The organism is Stenotrophomonas sp. FBCC-B152 (assembly GCF_059134105.1).
Window position 1 is genome coordinate 778,491 of the sequence record NZ_CP101442.1, and the last position, 15,481, is coordinate 793,971.

Below are 15,481 nucleotides of genomic sequence, written 5' to 3' on the forward strand. Positions count from 1 at the left end.
TGGGGTTTTTTCATGCCCCATGGAAAAAGGGGCAGGTGCCCTTTTCTGGGCGGATCGGCATTGCCCAAATCCGGATGATCACACCATCCCAGCACGGACACGCCGACATGCAGCCCCTCATTCTCGCGATTCACCCCGCCCTCGTGGCCCACATTCCCACCCTGACCCCACAGGCCTTCGCTGACGCCCTTGCCGACGCCTTGCCCCAAGGCCTGGCTCAGCTCGCCGCTGACTCCAGCACGGCCGCCATCGTCCAGAACCGCGACATGCGCGGCCTCCACCCTTCGCAGGTGCTCACCCTGCAGCTGGCAACCCTGGATAGCTTCCTGGACGTCCAAGACGCCGCCAACGGCTAAGCCAGCAGCGCAGCAGTAACCCGGGCCAGGTCTGGCCCAACCCCCTCAAAAACCTTTCGCGAAACGCGGCCAACCAGCCGTGCTGGCGGAGCTTTGCCCCAAAAAACTCAAACCTGGAGATTTCCCATGAACGCTGTTGCTCGCCCCCTCCCTGTTTCGACCAAGCCGAAGAAGCCCGCGAAGAAGCCCAAGCCGACCAAGCTTGCGGTCGCCCTCGCCAAGAACGTGGGCTACGACCGGGCGCCTGAAGGCATTACCACCGAAACCTGGCTGACGCCGCCGAAGCTGATCCACGGCGATCCCGCAAAGGGCCACACGGGCTTGGGGCCCTTTGACCTGGATCCGTGCACCCCCGAGCAGGGGATGCCTTGGCGGACCGCCAAAAAAATGCTCAAGCCCATCGATGACGGGCTTAAGAGCCCTTGGCCCAAGACGGCGTTTGTGTGGATGAACCCGCCTTACGGCGGCCACAAGAACAGCCCGACCTCGCAGCATCGCTGGATGGAAAAGGCTGCAGAGCACGGCAACGGGATTTCCCTGGTGCTGGCTCGGATGGAAACCGGCTGGATGCAGGATTCGGTGTTGAACCACCCCAACGTTTCCTCGGTGGTGTTCACCAAGGGACGCCTGTCTTTCTGCCGCCCGGATGGAACGCCTGGCAACAGCTGCCCCGCAGGATCAGTGTTCGTGGGTTACGGCGCTGAAGCGGCCCGCCGGCTCAAGCGGGCGGTCAAAGAGGGCCTGATTCGGGGCACCTACCTGGAAATGGCCCGCGTGGGTCGGGTGTCGAGCGCTGACCTGGGGGCGGCCAACGATGAGTGAGGTCACTGCGCTTGTGAAGGCCATCCGAGCCATTCCTTCCACTCCTGGCAAGCCGTGGAATCCGCGGGTTGCAGTCGAAACGTTTGTTCAGCATGCACTGATGTCAATCTGGCGTATCCAGGTGGACGCCAAGGCTTGCCTTGACCCCAAAGTCCTTGCGTTTGTCCCCTTGCAACAAAATGCCGAAGCAGTGCCCGAAGTGGCGGCAGCAATCACCGCCTACCTCAATGCAGTCACCGCGAGCAGGCCATTCGAGGATGTGCTGGGACGGGTCCATGCCGAGCTGCTGGCAAGGAGGGGTGGGGAAGGGCTAGGGCAGTTTTTCATCCCCGGCGATCTTCTCAATCTGGCTCAAGCCCTCGACACAAGGCATCGCCCTGGTGGGAGCGGGGTCAAGTTCTACGACAGCTGTTGCGGTGCGGGTTCGCTGGCCCTTGCCGCGATCAGGGGTCGCCTGAAACACACCACGAGCGAAAAAATCCTGGTGCTGGCAGGGGACATCGATCCGTTGTGCGCAGCGATGACGGCTTTGCAGATCCACGCGAATCAAACCTTTCATCTTCTGCCGCTTGGGGCGGTCAAAGTCACGGTTGGGAACGAATTGGTCGGTGAAAGGCACCCTGGTTACTGGTCCCACTCCTGCAACTACGAGTAGGCCGGAGGTCCGGCCTTTCCATCCCAAGACTCGGCGGCGAGTAGCCGCCGGCTCTTGCTTCAAGCCGCTTTTGCTCTTGTTTTTCCTAACAGGTAACAAGAACCCGTTACCCCCTTGTTACCCGTGAAAGCCTTGTCCCATAAGGAGGTAGCAAGGGGTAACAGGGTAACGGGTGGATCGAGAGCTCCCGATAGATGTATGCATGGATGTTGCGGGATGCAGGAATGCGTTTTTCTTGCGTGGATCTCTTAAACCACTTGTTACCTTGTTACCGCCTGTTACCTCCAATAAATATAAGGGTGTGAAGGGTAACAAGTGGGTAACAAGCACTTGTTACCTCCCGGGCAAATCTTTGAGCTGATTCAATCTTTCAGTTGTTTCTGAAGGAGGTGAAGCAGAAATCAACATTGGCTGGTGTCAGAGCTTGCCAGTTCTGAAGAGTCTGCTTTGATGGATTTGTGGTCACAACAGGACCACAAATCAAGAAACGGAGCAGGCAGTGAAGACGAAACGTGAAAAGACCGCACGGGATGAGTTGTTGAAGGCCCGGGTCAGCAAAAGTTTTAAGGCGTTGGTGGAGGAGACGGCGGTGGCCCGTGGGCAAACCCCTTCCGAAGCCATGCGTCAGGCGCTTCAAGAGTGGGTGCATCGACCCAGTCAAGCGGCATAAAAAACCCCGGGTGCGAACCGAGGCGTTTACAACTAAGGATTACAGGATGAAGAGTAAAGCGAACACTGGCGCTGTCAAGCGCGGGGAGGCCAATGGCGACGCCGTTGATCAGGCTCCGAAGAAAAAGGGTAAGGCCTATAGGGCCGACGCCAACCCGAACGGCGCCACGGATGACCTGGGCATCGTGGGCGAAGACCTCTCGTTCGAGCTGGCCTATGCCGACGACCTGCGACGCGGCAACCAGTTCCGCATTGGCGGCAAGATGGACAACGGCGAGATCGATATTTCCCTGTATCAGTGGAACGAAGCAGAAGGCATCTGGGCTCTGCAAGCTACTCGGGAAGTTGAGGCCCACGCCTTGGATTGGATGCGCATGCACGCGCCCGAAGACGCCAAGCAGAGCACCGCGGCCAGCTGCGTTAAGACCGCGATCTTGGAGATGATTCGCTTGCCGGGAATGAAGCTGCCCGAAAGCCAGCACCGGGCCATCGTGCCGCTGAAGGGCGGCTACTTGGAGATCCTCAAGGACGCCAACAAGAAAGCCTACATCGAATACCTGCCGGCCGACCCCAAGCACGGGATTACCTCTCTGGTTCCAGCGAAGCTCAACCTAGATCAGGTGCGCGACGGGCGCTACACCCCCAAGCCGTTGGACCCCAAGTCTCGCTGGGCCAAATACCTTGTCCGCTTCATGCCGGATATGGCCGTGCGGGGGCTGCTTCAAGAGGCGATGGCGTCTTCGGTCATGCCGATGTGCCTGGAGAAAGCCTTCCTGCTGCTGGGCAGCGGCAGCAACGGGAAGAGCACCTTGCTTCATGTTCTCCGCGCAATCCACCCCAAGAACACCGCGGTTCGCATCGACAAGCTGGATGGGCAGTTCGCGATGGCCCCCCTTGCTTCCAAAACTCTTTATCTGGCGACAGAGGCGCCCAAGGTCCTTTCCGATGCTATCCAGCAAGTCATGAAGGCCCTCATCTCACGTGACCCCATGTCTGCCGAGAACAAGGGCAAGGATGCTTACACCACGGTGCCGCGCGGCACGCTCTTCCTCGCCCTGAACGCCATGTTCTCGGTCACGAGCCATGAGCACGGCTTCTGGCGAAAGATCTGCATGATTCCGTTCAACGTGCGTCTGGCCGAAAACGACAAGGACCGCGATCCCGACTTCCACAAAAAGCTGACCGAAGACCCGGCGGAGATGGCCGTGATCATCGACTGGCTTCTGGAGGGGGCTCTGCGCCTCATCGAGCGCGGCGGCTTGCCCGAGGAAATGCCCGAGGCTGTCAAGGCGCTTGCCGAACAGACCCGCCAGGAGACGGATACCACCGCGTCATACTTCGCCGAGCGGATGGTGATCGAAGAAGAAGGCACCTGGACCGACAAGAACGACATCTACGACGACTACCGCAACTACGTGCTGGATGAGTTGGGCCGTAAGCCGGTGGGCGCGGAGGAGCTCTGGAAGCGCGTGCGCGAACGCATGCCGGGCATTCAGCAGAAGCAGAAGAAGGCCACGAAGAGCGCCAAGGCCGAGCGCTGGGTCAATCTGCGTGTTGGCGGGTTGAAACCGCGCATGGAGTCGGCCCGCGGACAAGGCGCCGCCGATGAGGACGTGCCCTTGGGTGACTGCGCGCGTCCCTGCAAAGAGGCTCTGGAAGCTATTGAGCTTCTGTCGGACGGCCGCTTGGCCGAAGCTGCCTAGGGCTTTACATCCGCCGCAGGTGAGGTATTGCAAAGGGGTATCCCTCAGAAAAGGAACCCCTCCTATGCCATCGCCGACCCCCAACATCCCAGACGACGCTTTTCACGAAGAGGCCATCACCGCCGCCGATCTGGGGCAAGAAGGCCCAGAGTTTGACCCGCAATACCTGCTGGTCCAGTCCGTGTTCGGCCTTCACGTCAAATCCGGCAAAGACGGGGACGAAGGCCTGCGAAGCGAGAATGACATCGTTGACCTGGTCCGCCGACTTCTGGACCGGCGCAAATCGGTAGACCTGCATTTCGAGTTTTAACCAACCCCATCCACCCACAAGCACCTGCTTAAGAGGCGCAGGCGTTTGAAAAAGATTTGAGGCAACACCCCATGTCAAAGTATTCCGATCTCATCCAGGCCACCGCCGAGCGCATGCTCGACCTGATGAAGCAGGGCACCATCCCCTGGCGCCGGCCCTGGAACGACCCCGACGCTCCGCAGAATGGCTTGATCAACGGGCCCTGGAACCCGACAACGGGCAAGGCCTATCGCGGCTCGAACACGCTCATTTTGCGCGGGGCCCAACTGGTGCATGGATACGAGGACAGCCGTTGGCTGACTTATAAGCAAGCGGCCGGCATCGGAGGGGCTCAGGTCAGGCGCGGCGAGAAGGGCCAGCAGATCGCCTACTGGGATTTCAGCAAGACGGCCAAGGCGGAAGACGGTGAGCAGCCCGCCGTTGGAGGCGAAGAGAAGGGCTATCGCGGCCCATCAGTATTCGTCGCCACGGTGTTCAATGCCAGCCAGATCGACGGCATGCCCGAGCCCCCGCCGCCCTTCATCATGCCCGAGTCGGTCCGCAACTTGCGCGTTCGCGAGTTGCTGGATAAGCACCAGCCCAACGTCAACCACGACGGAGGCAACCGGGCTTTCTACTCCATCGCCGCGGATTCGATTCACCTGCCGAAGCACCACACTTTCAGCGATGACGTGAGCTACCAGGCCACGCTGCTCCACGAACTGGCCCATTGGACCGGCGCGAAGCACCGGCTCGACCGCGACCAGACCGGTCGGTTCGGCAGCCAGGACTACGCCAAAGAGGAACTGGTAGCCGAGCTCTCAAGTTTGTTCATTTCCGAGCGCCTCGGGATCGGGGTGGGCAGGGAACACGAAGGGCAGCACGCCGCCTATCTGCAGAGTTGGATGAAGGCCCTGGCCGACGACCCCAACACCCTGTTTCGTGCAGCGTCCCAGGCTGAGAAGGTCATGACCTTCCTGGATATCCCGGCATTCGAGCGAGAGCCCTTGCCAGTCGTCAGAAAAGAACAGGAAGCCGAAAAGCCCGCTTCAACCCAGGTGGCCGAGAGCTCGGCAAAGGGCGGGGCGCGTGGGCGAAAGAAGGAACGCGAGCGCGACGTGGCTTGAAATATTTTCCAAGCTCCGGACCGTCGACTGCTCAGACGGGTCACCCTTGACGGTGTAAGGATCTTTGCTACAAAGGAAGAGTTAGGACGAATCCTGGCCGGGGTGGAAAGAATACTTAGTTAAAAGACCTGAGAAATCACTAACTAAGCTGCGTTTTTTCTCAAGCTTCTTACGCTTGCATCAAAGAGGGAATGGCGAAAGGGCGGCTTAGGCCGCCCTTATCATCTCTTTTCTATCCCATCCCTTGCGCAACTCCATTTGTTTGTTATGGGTGTATCTACTTACACAAAAAAGGGGGATTCATGCGCATTGTTACTGTTTCGGCTATCGCCGGTGCTTTGCTTGTTCTGGCTGGCTGCTCGTCCGAAAAGACGGCAGGTTCGCCCCCTTCTGAAGACCCACAGGTTGGCTACGTGGTCCTGTCTGTGGAACCGGTAGAGAACACCACTGAAAGCGTGCGCTCGCACCAGGCCGTCGGGGTAGAGGGCGTCTGGCCGCCAGGTTTTGATGGCGGCTTGGTCCTTTACCGCCTTATTGGACCGAAGGATGTCGAAAGGGCGATTGTCCAGCCAGCCTTTGCTAATGGGCGGCCAGCGCTCCAACCCAATGACGGTGTCTTCGTCCATGGATCTGGCCCCTTTGCATCCGTCGTCACCGCACCCATTGGGCCGACCCCAGCGCCCTTCATCCGCACGGATCGGCCATCAGGCCCAGGGGCACTGGTGAAGGTGATGCGTGCAGAGGAAGCCGGTGACAAAATACAGGTCGCTTACCTGGATATTGATGGCGCCCGCGTGAAGGAGCTCGTTGTGAGCAAGTCCGGTCAACTGACCGTGGACTACTTTCGCTCCACATCCTTCGCCTGCGTATACGGCTCTGGAGCGTCGGCCAAGATCTATCCCCACTGGTCCAATCAGTTGAAGTGTGGCTGAAGGAGGGAGGCGGCGAAAGCCGCCTTTTCCCTGTCTGAGCCCTTGCGCAACTCCACCTCTTTGTTATGGGTATATCAACCCACACGAAGAAGGAGCATCCATGCGCGCACTCATCCTTTCCCTGGCCCTCGCCAGCCTGCTCCCGCTCACTGCCTCGGCCGCGGATAACACGTCGGCCCGCCGATACGGCACCAGCGAAACCTTGTCCGTTCAGAACGCCCGCCTGGGCGAGGTGTTGATGGTCCGCAGCGTGGACATCAAGAGCGACAAGCGTCTAAACGCCGGTTCCGCAATTGGCGCCGTCGTAGGTTACGCGTCCGTGCGAGACGTGAACAAAAACTATCGAAACGCTTCTCGTATTGCGGCCGGGACCATCGGCGGGGTGGCTGGCACTGCGATCCAGAACGGCTTGAGCAGTCGCCGGGGTGTGGAGGTATATGTCCGGGACGTGGAAAGTGGAAAGGTCTTTGCCATCGTCCAGGCAGACGACTTGCCGGTCCGCGCCGGGGATAAGGTGTTCCTGACTGGAAAGGGCAGCAAGACCCGGGTTGTTCCGGTTGAGGGGCAACGCTGATGACGTGGAACGCATTTTCTCGTAAGCGCTCCGCTGCCTCATTGACCGTCGAAGACTTCAAGCAATGCGGGCATCTAATCCTGGATGGCATGGACTGCTCCCCTGCGCAACCTCATGAGCCGCACCACCTGCCAATGGCGTGGAATCTGAAGCCCAGCCAGTGGGGCCAACCTCTCACTTTCCAGGCGCACCCGCTGAGGAGTCGCGGGGCAAGCCGCCGATGATGAGCGCGCTTCTGCTTGTGGTGCTGCTGGGGCTGATGCTCACGGTGCCGTATTGGACCCTCAATCGCTTCAGGAACGCGAAGGCTGCATGGATACGCGTGCGCGCAGGAGAGCGACACGGCCGAACCTACGGCCGCTTCGTTATCCAGGCCGGCTTATTTGGGGTGGGAGTCATCTTCCTGGCGATGGTTGCGGCGGTGGGCAACGGTGCGTGGCCGGTTGGCCTCTTCCTGCTTCTGGCCTGCTTGGGTGCATGCGTTGCCGCACGTGGAGCGAGGCAATGAGCCGCGAGCGCTCCACCTTGTTTGCGCCAAGCGCGCTGTCGAATAGCGGCGGCATTGAGTTGCTGCCCATGCCTCCAGACATTCAGGCCATCTACGACGCAGGCCAGCGCAACACGCCTTACAGCGCCGACGTGGACGAAGCCCTGGCCGCCCACCGCCGAGCCCACGGCGAGCCGGAGCAACTCCTGCATGCCCAGCGCGTGGACCCCTGCGATGCCATGCCCAGCCACCCGGCAGAGCGCTACCGGGCTTACGTGAGCCAGCGCCGTTACGCGGTTCGCGCCTACTTTGAGGCAGGCAAGCACCCTGAAGAAATGGCCCGGGTGCTGGCGGTGCCTGTCCACACGATCCGCAGCGACCTGGCAACCATGCGCTTGCGTCACCAACGCCTCCCGTCTCCTAGCCTCGCCAAGTTTTCACCTTCAGCAATTCAAGGCTTGCTGGACCAGGGACTCACACAAGGCAAGTTAGCGAAGCGTCTCGGGGTGTCCCATCAAGCAGTCAGCCAGTTCTGCTTGGCGAACGGCCTTACCAATCCTGCCCAAGCGCAACGCCGAAAAAAGAAATCCCAGCGGCAGAAAATGGTGCGCCTCTTAAGTGCCAAAGGCCTTTCAATCAGCGAGATGGCGGAGCGCTTGGGCGTTCCCACGCATGTGGTGTCAGGTGACCGCGTGAACTTGAAACTGCCGCGCCGCAAGACGCCGATTGACGAGTTCACTCTGCTCGGCTTGAGCCGTGCGGAGGTGCAAGGCCTGTTGGTGCGGTTTGAGACCGTCGGTGCGGTAGCGCGCCACTTGAAAACCAGTTCTGCCCAGGTCTCTCAATACCTGAAGCGAGCGGAGCTCAAGGCACCCCGCGATGACCGGGGAAAACACCGGTTGAAGCGATGACCTGGATCTTTGCCCCATGACCCCACGTAGCCGCGGCCTGGGTAGTCACTGCCCGCAGCACGTCCAAGCCCTATTGGACCAGGGCCTCACTCAGCGCGCCCTGGCCGAACGGGTGGGCGTCACGCACCAAGCCGTGAGTCGCTTCGTGCGCCGGCACAGCCTGCTCTGTTTGGGCCGGCAGGCCTACAGATCCCGTCTATCCCATCAGGTCGCCGAACGCAGAAGGCAGGTGCAACAGCTGCTCCAGGGCGGGCTGACGTCTACGCAGGTGGCGGCCCATTTGGGGATTTCCAGTGCCACCGTCAGCTTGGACCGCCGGACGCTCGGCGTTGGCCGCGCATTCAAGGGACCCGAGGGGCGGAGCTTGCGGGGACTGGGCCGCGCCCAGGTCCAGACGCGCTTGAGGGCCATCAGCAGGGCTCAGTTGGCTCGGGAGCTGGGGGTGAGCAGTTCGGCGGTCTACCGCTTTTGCCGACACGCCGACCTGCATGCCCGAGTGGACCGGAGCCGCGCCGCTAGCGCCTGTTCTAATTCTGTTCCGGCCCGAAAAGCTTAGAGCACAAGGAGGACGCCGCGAGTCAGCGCCTTAGGGGGTGCTCTCCGAGTCTCAGGCACTGGCCCCATCGGCTATCGCTGGCCGATAATATCAACCCAGAGGCAGCTCTCTCGCTTCCCCTGCAATCGGCGCCACCCAGTGGCGACACCAACAGAAGCGCGAATGAACGCAGTAGAGATCGAAGAAGCCCTATCAGCCTTGGCCATCGAGTCCTTCGATGGCGGAGAGTTTCCTTTCGCCTTCCTGATGGCATTCGGCAACAAGGACGCGACCATCAAGCGCCTGCGGAAGGGCGACAGCAATGCTTCGGACGTGCCCGGTGGGGTGCTTCAGCGTAACAACATCCACATTGCCACCTGCGCGCCGGGCGAGGTCCATGCAACCCTTCAGGCCCTGCGAGAAAGCCCAAAAAGCCAGACCGCCAAGCCCAAGTTCCTGCTGGCGACGGACGGGCAGACGCTGGAGGCCGAGGATTTGGCAAGCGGCGAGGTCTTGGCCTGTGAGTTCGAGCAGTTTGCGGATCACTTTGGGTTCTTCTTGCCCCTGGCTGGGATCTCCACCGTTAAGGAGATCAAGGACAACCCCGTGGACGTGCGGGCCACCGGGAGGCTGAACAAGCTCTACGTTGAGTTGTTGCAGAACAACAAGGACTGGGCGGACGAAGAAAGGCGTGCGGACATGAACCATTTCATGGCACGTCTCGTATTTTGCTTTTTTGCAGAAGACACCGACATTTTTCAGGGGACGAGCCTGTTCACTCGCACCTTGGAGCAAATGACCGAGCGCGATGGTTCAAACACCCATGAGGTCCTGAGCACCATCTTTCAGGCCATGAACATTGCGTTGGCGGATCGCCCAGAGGCCAAGCTCCCGCGATGGGCAGAGCAGTTCCCCTACGTCAACGGCGGCCTGTTCTCGGGTAGCACAGATGTGCCGAAGTTCACCCGCACCGCGCGCTCCTACCTTCTGCGGACCGGCGAACTCAACTGGAAGCAGATCAACCCCGACATCTTTGGGTCAATGATCCAAGCTGTAGCGGACGACGAAGAGCGCGGGGCGCTGGGCATGCACTACACCAGCGTGCCGAACATCTTGAAAGTCTTAAATCCATTGTTCTTGGACGACCTTAGAGGCCAGCTTGACGCCGCAGGTGACAACAAGGCAAAGCTACTGAATCTGCGGAAACGTATGGCGCGCATCCGGGTGTTTGACCCGGCGTGCGGAAGTGGAAATTTTTTGGTTATCGCTTACAAGCAGATGCGGGCGATCGAGGCCGACATAAACCAGCGAAGAGGGGAGTCTGACTTGCGCACGGAGATCCCCTTGACGAATTTCCGTGGCATCGAACTACGAGATTTCCCGGCGGAGATCGCACGGCTGGCGCTGGTTATAGCGGAGTTCCAGTGCGATGTCCTATTCAGGGGGCAGAAGGAAGCGCTGGCATCGGTGTTGCCTCTGGACTCAGAGAACTGGATCGTTTGCGGGAATGCTCTTCGACTGAACTGGCTTGAGGTGTGTCCCCCCGTTGGGGCGGCGGCTGTGTCTGCCGGCGTTGACCTTTTTGAAGATCAGCTGGGAAGCCCGAAGATAGGATTCGAAAATGAGGGCGGCGAAACCTACATTTGCGGTAATCCGCCCTATTATGGCAGCCGTAAGCAAGAGGTCGCTCAGAAGGCTGATATTCAGGCTCTTTGTGGAAGGAGCGTCAAGAAGTGGAGGTCGCTTGACTACGTGTCTGGCTGGTTGATCTGCGCTAGACGTTACATGAGAGTCGCCAAGGCTGATGCCGCATTTGTGGCGACAAGTTCTATTTGCGAAGGCCTTCATGCGTCAATACTTTGGCCTGAGCTTCTCGACGATGGGGTATACCTTCACTTTGGATTTCGTCCGTTCCGATGGGCAAATCTAGCGGCCAATAATGCCGGCGTAACTGTTGTGATTGTTGGATTTACGAATGTAGAGGGTCGGCGGCGTCGCCTATTCTTGGAGGGCGGCGTGGTGCAGCAGGTCGAGTCGTTGACGCCATATCTTTCGCCTGGAAAGACAATCTATGTTCACTCTAGCCCGCATCCGCTGTCTTCCATGGCGAAGATGGTCATGGGGGGGATGCCCCGTGACGGCGGAGGTCTCATCATGAGTGCTCATGACGCTGCGGCGCAGATAAGCAAGGATAGCAACGTCGCAAAGTTCATTCGGCGATACCTTGGATCGGATGAGCTGATTAACGGCTCTGTGAGATACTGCCTGTGGATTGAAGACCATCAATTGGATACAGCCCGGGCAATTCCTGCAGTTGCTGAGAGGTTAGATGCTGTAGCTGCGTTTAGGCGCGCGAGCACGCTTGACTCAACGCGGGAGTTCGCAGATAGGCCCCACCGATTTGTGTATTTGGCCGGTCGTTCGAGTGGTCATTCGATCGCTGTGGCAGCTATATCCTCTGAAAGAAGGGAGTATCTTCCGGTGGATATTTTCAATAGCAATGTAGTTTTATCGAATAAATGCTTTGTTTTGTATGATGCAGATATTTGGGTGCTATCTATTCTTGCTTCTCGCCTTCACCTGGCATGGGTGGCTTCGGTCTGTGGCCGCTTAGAAACGCGATATAGCTACTCAAATACATTGGGGTGGAACACGTTTCCGGTTCCGGCCTTGACGGCGCGGCAAATGGATGAGCTGACCGACTGTGCCAAAAGTATTTTGATGGCACGTGAGAACCATTTCCCTAAGACGATCGCTGATCTCTATGAGCCGGATGAGATGCCAGAAGACCTGCGTCGAGCCCACGAACGAAATGATGAGGTCCTGGAGCGCATCTATATCGGTCGTAAATTCAAGAACGACACCGAGCGGCTTGAAAAGCTGTTCGACCTCTATACCAAGATGACGGCCGCCGAGGCCAAGCCGAAGAAGGGAGCGACCCGCAAATGAGCACGGAAGCCAATCCGACCAACCATCACACCGTCCCGGCTGTCTCCATTGCCACGGCGCGGACAGGCGTTTCGAGCAAAGTTAACTTCTTGGGTATGCGCCCGATGCAAGAGCTTGCTTACGCCAAGCGCGGAGAGCAGTTCTTGCTGATCAAATCGCCACCCGCCTCCGGCAAGTCGCGTGCGTTGATGTTCATTGCGCTGGACAAGATCGAGAACCAAGGCCTCAAGCAGGCGCTGATTGTGGTTCCTGAAAAATCCATCGGCGGCAGCTTCGCTGACGAATCACTCACCGAGCAGGGTTTCTGGGCCGATTGGGTGGTGCGGCCCCAATGGAATCTTTGCAATGCGCCCGGCGAAGACAACGGCAAGGTCGCTAAGTCAAAGATCAAGGCGGTGGGACAGTTCCTCACCAGCACTGACAAGATGCTGGTCTGCACGCATGCCACGTTCCGGTTTGCAGTGGAGGAGTATGGCATCGAGGCCTTCGACGATCGCCTTATCGCCATTGATGAGTTCCACCATGTCAGCAGCAACCCGGACAACAAGCTGGGTAACCAGCTTGGCCAGCTGATCACGCGCGATCGGGTCCACGTGGTCGCCATGACGGGTTCTTATTTCCGGGGTGACGCGGTCGCCGTGCTGTCTCCGGAGGACGAGAACAAGTTCGAAATGGTGACCTACACCTATTATGAGCAGCTCAATGGCTATACCTACCTTAAGTCGCTAGATATCGGCTATTTCTTCTATACCAAAAGTTATTTGGACGCGATCATGAAGGTGTTGGATCCTTCCTTGAAGACCATCATCCATATCCCCAACGTCAACGCCCGCGAGAGCCTGAAAGACAAGCATAAGGAGGTGGACGAAATCCTGGGGGCATTGGGTGAGTGGAAGGGGCGCGACGAGATTACCGGGTTCCACCTCATCGAGCTGGCCGATGGCCGCATACTCAAAGTTGCTGACCTGGTTGACGACAGCGACGCTGCTCGGCGTTCAAAGGTGCTTTCGGCTCTGAAGGACCCGGACCAGAAAAACAATAGGAACAATGTCGACATCATCATTGCCCTGGGCATGGCCAAAGAAGGGTTTGACTGGATCTGGTGCGATCATGCGCTGACCATTGGCTACCGCAGCAGCCTGACGGAGATCGTTCAGATCATTGGTCGAGCGACGCGGGATGCTCCTGGCAAGGAACGTTCTCGCTTCACCAATCTCATTGCTGAACCCACCGCGGACGAGGGGTCAGTGGTCGATGCAGTGAACGACACATTGAAGGCCATTGCTGCCAGTCTGCTCATGGAGCAGGTGTTGGCACCTCGGTTTGAGTTCACGCCGAAGGACCAAGGGCCCAGAGAGGGCTTCGACTATGGCGATGAGGGCTATCAAGAGGGTAAGGCGAACGTAGGCGTCAATGCAAAGTCCGGGCAGGTCCATGTAGAGGTTAATGGTTTGGCTACGCCCAAGTCCGCCGAGGCCTCTCGCATCTGTCGGGAGGATCTGACTGAGGTCATTACGGGCTTCCTTCAGAGCACGGCGCTGGAGCGCGGGCTGTTTGACAAAGAGAACACCTTGCCTGAAGAGCTCACCCAAGTGCAGTTAGGCAAGATCGTGCGTGATCGTTACCCGGAGCTGAGCGACGACGACCAGGAGGCGGTGCGCCAGCACGCCATCGCTGCGCTTAACCTCACCCAGCAGGCCAAGTTGGTGCTGGCGGACTCCGACGCCAAGGGGGAGCAGGGCAACACCTCCCTGATCGAAGGAGTGCGCAAGTTCGTCAATGTGAGGGACTTGGACATCGACCTCATTGACCGGATAAACCCGTTTGATGCGGCCTACGCGGTTCTGGCCAAGGCAATGGATGAGAAGGTGCTGCGACAGGTGCAAGCAGCCATTGCCGCCAAGCGCCAGGCCATCTCTTATGAGGATGCCATGGACTTGGCCAAGCGGGCGGTGGCGTTCAAGAACGAAAGGGGCCGCCTACCTAATATCGGGTCTGCCGACGCCTGGGAGCGCCGGATGGCAGAGGGCGTGGCTGCGTTGCAGACGCACATCGCCAAGAAGAAGGCCGCTGAAGCGCGCGGAGGGTCCAATGGCTGACATGGAAGGCGAGGCGCTACTGGCGGCACTAGGCATCGAGGCTGCGCCCGTCAAGGCCAGCCACCACACGCCTCAAGAAGAACGCCTCATAGCAGGGTTCGAAGACATCCTGCGCTTCGTTCAGGAGCAGGGCCGTGCGCCGCTGCACGGCGAAGATCGAGGCATTTTTGAGCGGCTCTACGCGGTGCGGCTTGATAAGTTGCGCGCATTGACTGCCGCACACGCGTTGTTGGCGCCCCTAGATACGGCGGGGTTGCTGGCGGCGTCTGGCAGCAGTGGCGCGTCAGCTTTGGAAGACGGGCTCAGCGACACTGACGTGCTCGCCGAGTTGGGCTTGAATGATAGCGCCGATGACATCACTCAGCTAACCCATGTCAGGTCCTACGAAGAGCGCAAGGCTGCCGAGGAGATTGCGACGCGGCAACGCTGCGAGGACTTCGAGCGTTTCAAGCCGTTGTTCGATCGCATCCAGGGCGACTTGGAGACAGGACTGCGCAAGACGCTCCGGTTTGGCAGGGATGGGAGCGTCGAGCCCGGGAACTTTTTCATCCTGGGCGGGCAAGTCGCCTACGTCGCGGAGATGGGCCAGGCGGTTCGGACGCCGAACGGAGAGTCCAACGCGCGGCTCCGGGTGATCTATTCAAATGGCACGGAGAGTGACCTGTTGCAGCGGTCGTTGCAGCGAGCGCTCTACAAGGACAAAACAGGGCGGCGCATCACCGATGATGAGGCGGGGCCTCTCTTTGGCGAAACGCTTGAGCCTGATGACATCGTCAATGGCACGATCTACGTTTTGAAAAGCCTGTCCGATCATCCCTTTGTCGCTGAAAACCGCGACGTGATTCATAAGATCGGTGTGACCGGCGGGAAGGTGGAGACCAGGATCGCGAAGGCTGAGAGAGATCCCACCTACATGCTGGCGAAGGTGGAAGTGGTTGCTACCTATAAGCTGTCCAACCTCAGCCGGACGAGGTTGGAGAACATTTTTCATCGCATCTTCCAGTCTGCCAGGCTAGATCTGACCATCCCTGATCGATTCGGTGCTCCAACAAAGCCGCGCGAGTGGTTCATGGTGCCCTTGTTCGTCATTGATGAGGCGGTCCGTCGCATTCAGGACGGTTCAATCACTGAATACGTCTACGATCCGGGATCCGCTCGGCTAGTGAAAAATCGATAGTCGCGTTTAGATCGCAGGAGGGAAAAGTGGCTCGCAAGGGAACGGGGCATCACAAGGGCCGGGGGATCCCCTAAAGGTGAGTTTCCTCAACCGGCTGTCGTTCTACCAGGCTCGACCAATCAACCGTGACGCCATGCGAGTGGTCGAGCCGCACGACGCGTCCCGCAAGCGGGCAGCGGAACCGGCCAAGCGAGAT

Annotated in this window: 15 protein-coding genes; all 15 read left to right on the top strand. The window is 59.2% G+C overall.

Annotation, left to right across the window (positions count from 1 at the left end; all coding sequences use genetic code 11):
- Positions 1–107 precede the first annotated feature (107 nt).
- The 15 genes from NMB40_RS03805 to NMB40_RS03875 all read left to right on the top strand — a co-directional run bounded on the left by NMB40_RS03805 (position 108) and on the right by NMB40_RS03875 (position 15,285).
- Positions 108–356, top strand: a complete 249-nt coding sequence (locus NMB40_RS03805) for a hypothetical protein (protein WP_494360204.1) — start codon at positions 108–110, stop codon at positions 354–356.
- 126 nt (positions 357–482) lie between these two features.
- Positions 483–1,178, top strand: a complete 696-nt coding sequence (locus NMB40_RS03810) for a DNA N-6-adenine-methyltransferase (protein WP_494360205.1) — start codon at positions 483–485, stop codon at positions 1,176–1,178.
- Positions 1,171–1,833 (top strand): DNA methyltransferase family protein, encoded by a 663-nt coding sequence (locus tag NMB40_RS03815; RefSeq protein WP_152620587.1) that lies wholly within the window; start codon positions 1,171–1,173, stop codon positions 1,831–1,833. The genes NMB40_RS03810 and NMB40_RS03815 overlap by 8 nt, the downstream gene beginning before the upstream one ends.
- A 499-nt stretch (positions 1,834–2,332) precedes the next feature.
- The gene (locus NMB40_RS03820; RefSeq protein WP_140222693.1) at positions 2,333–2,503 is read left to right on the top strand and encodes a ribbon-helix-helix protein, CopG family; all 171 of its coding nucleotides are present in this window, start codon (positions 2,333–2,335) and stop codon (positions 2,501–2,503) included.
- 46 nt (positions 2,504–2,549) lie between these two features.
- Positions 2,550–4,205, top strand: coding sequence for a DNA primase family protein (locus NMB40_RS03825; RefSeq protein ID WP_394161557.1), 1,656 nt, complete (start codon positions 2,550–2,552; stop codon positions 4,203–4,205).
- Positions 4,206–4,269: 64 nt separating this feature from the next.
- A complete protein-coding gene (locus NMB40_RS03830; RefSeq protein ID WP_421568861.1) occupies positions 4,270–4,515 on the top strand; it encodes a hypothetical protein in 246 nt (81 codons plus the stop codon).
- A 71-nt stretch (positions 4,516–4,586) separates the two neighbouring features.
- A complete protein-coding gene (locus NMB40_RS03835; protein ID WP_494360206.1) occupies positions 4,587–5,621 on the top strand; it encodes an ArdC family protein in 1,035 nt (344 codons plus the stop codon).
- A 302-nt stretch (positions 5,622–5,923) separates the two neighbouring features.
- On the top strand, positions 5,924–6,553 hold the full coding sequence (locus NMB40_RS03840; RefSeq protein WP_494360207.1) for a hypothetical protein: 630 nt from the start codon (positions 5,924–5,926) through the stop codon (positions 6,551–6,553).
- Between the two features lie 100 nt (positions 6,554–6,653).
- Positions 6,654–7,127, top strand: coding sequence for an outer membrane lipoprotein (locus NMB40_RS03845; protein ID WP_494360208.1), 474 nt, complete (start codon positions 6,654–6,656; stop codon positions 7,125–7,127).
- 223 nt (positions 7,128–7,350) lie between these two features.
- The gene (locus NMB40_RS03850; protein WP_494360209.1) at positions 7,351–7,635 is read left to right on the top strand and encodes a hypothetical protein; all 285 of its coding nucleotides are present in this window, start codon (positions 7,351–7,353) and stop codon (positions 7,633–7,635) included.
- Positions 7,632–8,525 carry a helix-turn-helix domain-containing protein gene (locus tag NMB40_RS03855; protein WP_494360210.1) on the top strand — a complete coding sequence of 298 codons (894 nt, stop codon included), beginning with the start codon at positions 7,632–7,634 and terminating at the stop codon, positions 8,523–8,525. Before NMB40_RS03850 ends, NMB40_RS03855 begins: the two co-directional genes overlap by 4 nt.
- 16 nt (positions 8,526–8,541) lie before the next feature.
- Complete coding sequence (locus tag NMB40_RS03860; RefSeq protein ID WP_494360211.1) at positions 8,542–9,081, top strand: helix-turn-helix domain-containing protein; 540 nt, start codon at positions 8,542–8,544, stop codon at positions 9,079–9,081.
- 162 nt (positions 9,082–9,243) lie between these two features.
- Positions 9,244–12,009, top strand: coding sequence for a class I SAM-dependent DNA methyltransferase (locus tag NMB40_RS03865; protein WP_494360212.1), 2,766 nt, complete (start codon positions 9,244–9,246; stop codon positions 12,007–12,009).
- Positions 12,006–14,108, top strand: coding sequence for a pseudomurein-binding repeat-containing protein (locus NMB40_RS03870; protein ID WP_494360213.1), 2,103 nt, complete (start codon positions 12,006–12,008; stop codon positions 14,106–14,108). Before NMB40_RS03865 ends, NMB40_RS03870 begins: the two co-directional genes overlap by 4 nt.
- On the top strand, positions 14,101–15,285 hold the full coding sequence (locus NMB40_RS03875) for a GIY-YIG nuclease family protein (RefSeq protein WP_494360214.1): 1,185 nt from the start codon (positions 14,101–14,103) through the stop codon (positions 15,283–15,285). The genes NMB40_RS03870 and NMB40_RS03875 overlap by 8 nt, the downstream gene beginning before the upstream one ends.
- Positions 15,286–15,481 lie beyond the last annotated feature (196 nt).

Coding starts and splice junctions, on each gene's coding strand:
- NMB40_RS03830 (WP_421568861.1), top strand. CDS start 4,270: ATGCCATCGCCGACCCCCAACATCCCAGACGACGCTTTTCACGAAGAG.
- NMB40_RS03850 (WP_494360209.1), top strand. CDS start 7,351: ATGAGCGCGCTTCTGCTTGTGGTGCTGCTGGGGCTGATGCTCACGGTG.
- NMB40_RS03870 (WP_494360213.1), top strand. CDS start 12,006: ATGAGCACGGAAGCCAATCCGACCAACCATCACACCGTCCCGGCTGTC.
- NMB40_RS03855 (WP_494360210.1), top strand. CDS start 7,632: ATGAGCCGCGAGCGCTCCACCTTGTTTGCGCCAAGCGCGCTGTCGAAT.
- NMB40_RS03805 (WP_494360204.1), top strand. CDS start 108: ATGCAGCCCCTCATTCTCGCGATTCACCCCGCCCTCGTGGCCCACATT.
- NMB40_RS03875 (WP_494360214.1), top strand. CDS start 14,101: ATGGCTGACATGGAAGGCGAGGCGCTACTGGCGGCACTAGGCATCGAG.
- NMB40_RS03860 (WP_494360211.1), top strand. CDS start 8,542: ATGACCCCACGTAGCCGCGGCCTGGGTAGTCACTGCCCGCAGCACGTC.
- NMB40_RS03835 (WP_494360206.1), top strand. CDS start 4,587: ATGTCAAAGTATTCCGATCTCATCCAGGCCACCGCCGAGCGCATGCTC.
- NMB40_RS03840 (WP_494360207.1), top strand. CDS start 5,924: ATGCGCATTGTTACTGTTTCGGCTATCGCCGGTGCTTTGCTTGTTCTG.
- NMB40_RS03815 (WP_152620587.1), top strand. CDS start 1,171: ATGAGTGAGGTCACTGCGCTTGTGAAGGCCATCCGAGCCATTCCTTCC.
- NMB40_RS03845 (WP_494360208.1), top strand. CDS start 6,654: ATGCGCGCACTCATCCTTTCCCTGGCCCTCGCCAGCCTGCTCCCGCTC.
- NMB40_RS03810 (WP_494360205.1), top strand. CDS start 483: ATGAACGCTGTTGCTCGCCCCCTCCCTGTTTCGACCAAGCCGAAGAAG.
- NMB40_RS03865 (WP_494360212.1), top strand. CDS start 9,244: ATGAACGCAGTAGAGATCGAAGAAGCCCTATCAGCCTTGGCCATCGAG.
- NMB40_RS03825 (WP_394161557.1), top strand. CDS start 2,550: ATGAAGAGTAAAGCGAACACTGGCGCTGTCAAGCGCGGGGAGGCCAAT.